General features: G+C 58.6%; 3 protein-coding genes and 1 pseudogene. All 4 read right to left on the bottom strand.

What is annotated here, in order from left to right:
• Positions 1–185 precede the first annotated feature (185 nt).
• On the bottom strand, positions 186–923 hold the full coding sequence (locus ABRA89_RS20070) for a GAD-like domain-containing protein (protein ID WP_349943280.1): 738 nt from the start codon (positions 921–923) through the stop codon (positions 186–188).
• 52 nt (positions 924–975) lie between these two features.
• Entirely contained in the window at positions 976–2,607 is a 1,632-nt protein-coding gene (locus ABRA89_RS20065; protein WP_349943279.1) for a PAAR-like domain-containing protein, read from the bottom strand.
• Positions 2,594–3,712: a DUF2169 family type VI secretion system accessory protein gene (locus tag ABRA89_RS20060; protein WP_349943278.1), complete on the bottom strand. Its 1,119-nt coding sequence runs from the start codon at positions 3,710–3,712 to the stop codon at positions 2,594–2,596. The genes ABRA89_RS20065 and ABRA89_RS20060 overlap by 14 nt, the downstream gene beginning before the upstream one ends.
• Before the next feature lie 12 nt (positions 3,713–3,724).
• Positions 3,725–4,492 (bottom strand): annotated as a pseudogene (locus ABRA89_RS20055) (bacteriophage T4 gp5 trimerisation domain-containing protein); the annotation flags it as partial.
• Positions 4,493–4,641: the final 149 nt, after the last annotated feature.

Below are 4,641 nucleotides of genomic sequence, written 5' to 3'. Positions count from 1 at the left end.
GATCGGCGTCAGGCAGACATCCGGCGCAAGACAGACGATCCGCGCCGCGTCGATATCCCGCAAGCCCTCCTTCGGCTGGCGCGTCGTCCACGGAGCGGGATAGTCCGGCTCGCCGACATAGTCGTCACCTGACGGCCGGCTCACTGCACAGCCTCTGGGCCATTACAATCGTTTTGGACAGGGCCCTATCTTACCGAAAAGATTTCCTCTATAGGTTGCTGGCGTCCATCTACTTTAGAATATCGGATATATCGCACGTTTGATGGCCGCACCGTAAATGCATTTTTAAGAGCTATCCTTTCATACGATTCTGGTTCGTTTGCGAAGTCATTCCTGCGAATATAAACCTCGCCCGACTGCAAATTACCGTAAGCACTTCGCAGTTCGCGAATGAGCTGCTTTCCCGAATCAGTGAAGATCATGCGATATCCTTCGGCGTCCACCGCACTTTCAAGAGAAACCCAGATGTCTTGAGGCCGAGACCGCGATGCAAGGAATGTCTCTCGTGCCTGTTCTTCAGGGACACCGACCAGGGCCATCAGTTCTTCGACATTGTATGGCGGCTCCGCTGTTTCGCGAAGGCTTGTCAGATCCAATAAGAGCCCAGTTGAGAGGTCGAAGGTATAATGCCTATGAGACTTGTGCCATAGGTCGACTACGCCAAGACACGAATACCCAAACGCAGCGAAATTACTGTGGTGTAAGTCTTCGAAGTAAGAGAGAATCTCCGAAAAATATGGATCAAACATACTAGGTTCGCAAAACCAGTATTTGCGGTCTATATAGGCACCAAAGCCAACTTCCCGCCAAAGATCAATGAGGTCATCTGGGACGCGCCCACGATACTCAGTAAGACGAGACTCCTCAACTTTGTAGGCGTCTCGGGGCAAACCATGACTATCCAGAAAATCTTGTGCAGACATGTCGACTCCAGAAATATTTGCTTGGCAATAGCGCTGTTGCCTCGGTTTGCCACTATATTGCTATCAATTGGGTTTGCATCTTTGGACAGTTATTCTTGCATTGGCTTACCGCATAATCGCTTAGCGTCCGTGCCTTACCGCCCGGACCCCAATGCGATCCAATTGATGAGTTCTCAGATCCACCGCCCAATCCAGCGAATGTTGTCGGGTGTCCGCCAGCAACCATATCCAATGTATGAATTGCGTGTTTTCCCTTCGCCGCTTGTGTCGCCATCGCAACTGCCTGTGCCGGGCTCAAGTTCGGGTTTACGGCTCTCAATGCGTTCGCATTTGCCTGAATAAACCCTCTACGTGCCACAGTCCTTGCTGCTTCTCCCAGCGCCTTGACATTCGGATAGTTAGAAATGTCAGCCGCCGCCCTGCATGGGTTCTTGGTATTTAGAGCACCCTGCTGCAAATTGAGTTGACGTTGCGTTTCAGTTTTAGTCCCTTTTGTCGGCGTTGAAAACGTCAGGACAAGCAGGTAGCACTCCGGGCGATCCACCCTCGCATTGTCCTTAATACCGGTCTCTGCTTTACCGCACTTTCCAACATCGGATGTTTCAATTTTCCCTTCAGACGCGCGGCGTGCTATATCATCCAATTCCGCTTGTGCGCCTCTGTCCCCATCGAGAGCATGTGTCATTGTTCCTGGATTATCGATCTCGTATTGCATGATCCCGCGCGCGGCGGCATCTCTACCCGGGTTCGACTTTGGAACTGACGATCCCCATTGATTCGCCATGACATTGCGGGCATGCAGGTAAGCATGAGCTGCTAGGAGATCTTGATCTTGGGATAAGTCCAGACAGAATTCCTCAGCGGTTTCGGAATATTGTTTAGTCTCGGCCTGCCTTCGAAATTCCTGCAAGTAGCGAGAGATAAGCGCACGTGCGCCTCGGCCGGCGTAGCGCCCCCAACCTCCGCGTCGATTTGGACCTTTTGGCTTAACTTCTTCAGGCTTTTGCGGAGGACTCCTCGGCGCCGAAGGTTCCGCCGGCGGAATTGGCGCGGGAGGCTGGCTAGGAGGGGCGGGGGAAGGCGTGGTCGTTGGAGGCGCAGGCGATGTCGTTGGAGCCGCGTAAGCATACTCAGCATTCATGATTAACGGGTCTGCTGATAAGTCACTCATCACCAGCGAACCCGGCACGGGATCGTTGTCTTTCGGAGGCTCGTACGTCTTTGTGTCACGTACGAATACGGCCTCGCCGACCGTATTCTTGTTGTTCATCCAGAACCGGTCGAGGTGGCGGATCACCGGATGGCCCTCGGCCCGCACCTCAGGCGCATGGCCGATCGGCTCGGTGACGCCCTCGACCGTGCCGGACTTAACCCCCTTCTTCTTGCCCGGCGCGTCCCCATGCACGTGGGTCGTGCGCGAGGCGAGCGTCATCGCGCGCTTGCCGGTGAAGCGAACGCTTTCGGCATAGCCGGCATCGTGGCCGGCATAGTCGACGATCTGATAGGGGATCGGAACGGCGGTGTCGCCGATCGGCGTCAGGCAGACATCCGGCGCAAGACAGACGATCCGCGCCGCGTCGATATCCCGCAAGCCCTCCTTCGGCTGGCGCGTCGTCCACGGAGCGGGATAGTCCGGCTCGCCGACATAGTCGTCACCTGACGTCCCATTATCAGGCGTCGACATGGGAAGCCTCATCACTTTCGTGTTCAGAGCCTCTTGGCGGTTCAGTGAGGGCCCGTGCCAAGGTCAGTGTGACACCTGTGGCCTCCGGCAATGGAAAACGGCCTCGCCAGGTGAGGATGATCCGATGATCCTTCCGCCAGTCGAAATGCACACCGTCGAGGACCAGCAGGCGCCATCCATCGGCATCGCTTCCTTCCACGCGAACTGCGAGCCTGATGTCGGGTAAACGCCCCTCCGCGACCGGATATGAGGCGGAGAGATTTGCCAGCTTGTAAGTTTCGTCGCCTTGCAGAAACGGAATAGCGACCTGATCGGGCGGGGCCGACTGCCAGAAGCGGGTGTCGAAGTCCTCGGGCAAGAGCGGATGACGCTCATCGAGCCAGGCCTGATCGTAGGTGCCGGCGTGGCGCTGGCGAGAGCGCCACCATGGCGAGACAGGCCCGAAGCCTGCCGGCTCCGGCCGCTCTCGCCAATCGAGCTTTGAATCCGGCCAGTCGATCTGCGGGGCGGCGACCGCGCCAATGTCCGGGGACATCTCGCAATTGACGATCCCGCAGCCCAGCGGATTGCGAGGTTCCACGGCTGACTGCTGTTCCGCTTCCTCATCCTGAGGGAATGGACCGCCGAAAGCCTTGTCCCAAGACAGAGGCACCTGCCGCGTTGCTTTCGGTTCCGTCAGCGTCCAGTCGGTGATGATCCGCTTGGCTCCCTTGGCAAGGAAGCCAGCCCATTTTTCACGGATTTTCGGCGACCACCACCGTTCGCCATGGATGGCGAGGGTCTTGTCGATCGATCCAATCGTCAGGGAGGCAGGCCAAGTCGAGGCGTCTGTGTCGCCAGGCGCGTAGGAAAAGCCCAGAAACGTGACATCCGTTCCGACCTTGCCTGGCGTCAGATCGGTCTGGCGGATCTGCATGGTTGTGTGAGGATCGCCTTCATACGCATCCTCCCACTGAAACGGCTCCTGTTCTTCATGAAGCTTGAGCCCGTCTCCCTGGCGGTGCTCGAACGTCGCCTTGACCGCAACGACGCAATCGAGATCGCCGGCCTGATCGAACTGCCTGAAAGCGTTGGCTACCAGCGGGGTTGGATTGACGAGCTTCATGCCAGGGCCCAATCAGTTCATGTCGATCGGCTTGCCGCGCATCTGGAAGTGGTCGGTGGCGACAAAATTGAAGGTTTTTCCGAGGATGATCACCTCGCCATTGGCCTTCATGATGAACTTCGAATCCCCGCACTCGATCACGAATTCCTCGCCGACCGCGATCTTGCGGAACTTGCCGGTGCTCTCAAGCTGCGTCGCGCCGACATTGGTGACCTTGCTCATCCCCACCTGCTCGACCTGAGCCACGCCGACGGTGGTGGACTGGAAGTTGCCGACGACGGTGTTCATGATGCCACTGAGCGGGAAGAGGCTGGATGCATCTTGACCGACGCCGGCGCCGGAGCCCGCGAGATCGGTGCCGGCATCGGCGCGGGGGTTCGGGCCGGAGACGACGCCGTTGCGCGCGCCTATCCCGCCGAGGCCCAGAAAGCCGAGAGCCGAGGAGGCGAGCGTGCCGGCAAAGCCGGTCAGCGCCGCGCCGCCGCCGCCGGCGATCTGGCCGGCCTGGGCGAGAAGCCCGGCGGTGTGGCCGGCAAGCCCAGAGACCTGCGCCATCAGCGCGAAGGCCTGCGGACCCGTGCCGCCCACTGTGACATTCATCGAGCCGCCGACCTCGGTCTTCTGATTTTGTGCGACCTCGACCGCCCGGTTGCCGCCGATCGAGGCGACTTCGTGCGCGTCCACGCGCTTGGTGCGGTTGTTCAGAACCCGCGTCGTCTGATCCTTCTGGGCGTGGAAGAACATGTTCTCCGCGCCCGTCGCGTCCTCGAAGGTCATCTGGACACCTCGAAGAACCTTGATTCCCCCGGACGAAGGCAGCTTGAATGTCGTTTCGGGATTGCGAGTGGTCTGAGGCGCCGCATTTCCATGGTTCTCGCGTTTACGGACCGCTTTTCAGCCGCCTGGCCGGCGTTCTCGCTGTCATGCGG

It is taken from the genome of Fulvimarina thalattae (assembly GCF_040239565.1).
Taxonomy (GTDB): Bacteria; Pseudomonadota; Alphaproteobacteria; order Rhizobiales; family Rhizobiaceae; genus Fulvimarina.
The sequence above is the reverse complement of the archived record's forward strand: the minus strand, read 5'-3'. Positions and strand labels throughout refer to the sequence as shown.

What these genes read in the sequence shown, in the direction of transcription:
- ABRA89_RS20070 (WP_349943280.1), bottom strand. Translation starts at nt 923, where the DNA reads ATGTCTGCACAAGATTTTCTGGATAGTCATGGTTTGCCCCGAGACGCC.
- ABRA89_RS20065 (WP_349943279.1), bottom strand. Translation starts at nt 2,607, where the DNA reads ATGTCGACGCCTGATAATGGGACGTCAGGTGACGACTATGTCGGCGAG.
- ABRA89_RS20060 (WP_349943278.1), bottom strand. Translation starts at nt 3,712, where the DNA reads ATGAAGCTCGTCAATCCAACCCCGCTGGTAGCCAACGCTTTCAGGCAG.